The 1,442-nt window shown below is 64.0% G+C and carries 2 protein-coding genes; both read left to right on the top strand.

What is annotated here, in order from left to right; all coding sequences use genetic code 11:
- Positions 1 to 1,309: sugar ABC transporter ATP-binding protein (locus H5U38_03350; GenBank protein ID MBC7186051.1), on the top strand; the 1,309-nt coding region annotated here is incomplete at its 5' end.
- A partial coding sequence (locus H5U38_03345) for a hypothetical protein (GenBank protein MBC7186050.1) occupies positions 1,303 to 1,442 on the top strand: 140 nt, incomplete at its 3' end. The genes H5U38_03350 and H5U38_03345, both read left to right, overlap by 7 nt.

Here is a 1,442-nt window from a genome sequence, read left to right as displayed (position 1 = left end):
GCAAGAAGCAGGCATCGGCATCATCTACCAAGAGCTGACGCTGGTGCCGGAGCTCACCGTGGCGGAGAACATCTTCTTGGGCAGGGAGCCACTGCGGCGCAGCGGGCTGGTCAACAAGAGGCAGATGGAGCGCATGGCCGCCGAGGTCCTTGCCCAGCTGCACATTGCCATTTCACCATCGGCCCTGGTGCGCACTCTACGCATCGGCCAACAGCAACTTGTGGAAATTGCCCGGGCGGTCTCCAGGGCGGCGCGCGTGCTCATCATGGACGAGCCCACCTCTGCCCTGTCCCAGGCAGAGACAGCGGCCCTGTTCGAGGTACTCAACAGGCTCAAGAACAAGGGGATTGCCATCATCTACATCTCGCATCGCCTGGGCGAGGTCTTCCAGATCGCCGACCGCATCTCCGTGCTGCGCGATGGCCGCCTGGTGGGCACGGTGCCTGCGGCCCAAACCTCCCGCGCCGAGATCATCAGGATGATGGTGGGACGCGAGCTTTCGACATTGGACGCTCATCACCCGGCGCCGAGGCCTAACGTGGTTCTCAAAGTCGAACACCTCACCTTGGAGGCAGAGATACCCGGCCTGCCGCCTGTGCTGCGCGACATCAGCCTGGAGGTGCACGAGGGCGAAATTCTTGGCGTTGCCGGCCTGCTCGGTTCCGGCAGGACCGAGCTCTTGGAGTGCCTGTTCGGCCTGCATCCGTTGCGCGTGCGCGGGCGGATCCTTCTCCACGGTGCGCCCATTTGGCTGAGCTCCCCTCGCGATGCGCTGCGCCGCGGCATTGCTTTAGTGCCCGAGGATAGACGGCGCTCTGGTTTGGTGATCCCCATGAACACTGGTCATAACCTGACCTTAGCTACCTTGCACAAGGTGCTGCGCGCAGCGCTCATCTCCGGCCGGCGCGAACGACGCTTGGCGCAGGAGCTGATGCAACGGCTGCGCATCAAGGCAACAGGCTTTCAACAGCCGGTGGAGACCCTGAGCGGCGGCAATCAGCAGAAGGTGGTAGCAGGCAAGTGTCTGGCCACTTCGCCGTCCGTGCTCCTTTTGGATGAGCCGACGCGCGGCATCGATGTGGGCGCCAAGGCGGAGCTGTACGAGCTCTTTGCCTCGCTGGCTGCGCAGGGTATGGCCATACTCATGGTGAGCTCCGAATTGCCAGAACTGCTGGCGCTGGCCGATCGCATCATCGTGCTGCGGGATGGCCAGGTCAGCGCCTGTTTTGCACGCAGTGAGGCAACGCAGGAGAAGATCCTGGAAGCCGCTTCGCCGCATGCGGTTGCCGAGGAGGTGGCGCCATGCTGAAAGACCGGGGCGCGCGCCGCCTGCTTGCACTGCTGGCGCATCTCAAGCTCTACCTCGGCTTGGGTGCCCTTTTCGCCGCGGGCATCGCCCTGTCGCCCATCGCCGCCGACGGTACCAACGTTTTCCTGAGCCC

The sequence above is a fragment of the Calditrichota bacterium genome (assembly GCA_014359355.1).
GTDB lineage: Bacteria > Zhuqueibacterota > Zhuqueibacteria > JANLFK01 > Oleimicrobiaceae > Oleimicrobium.
The sequence above is the reverse complement of the archived record's forward strand: the minus strand, read 5'-3'. Positions and strand labels throughout refer to the sequence as shown.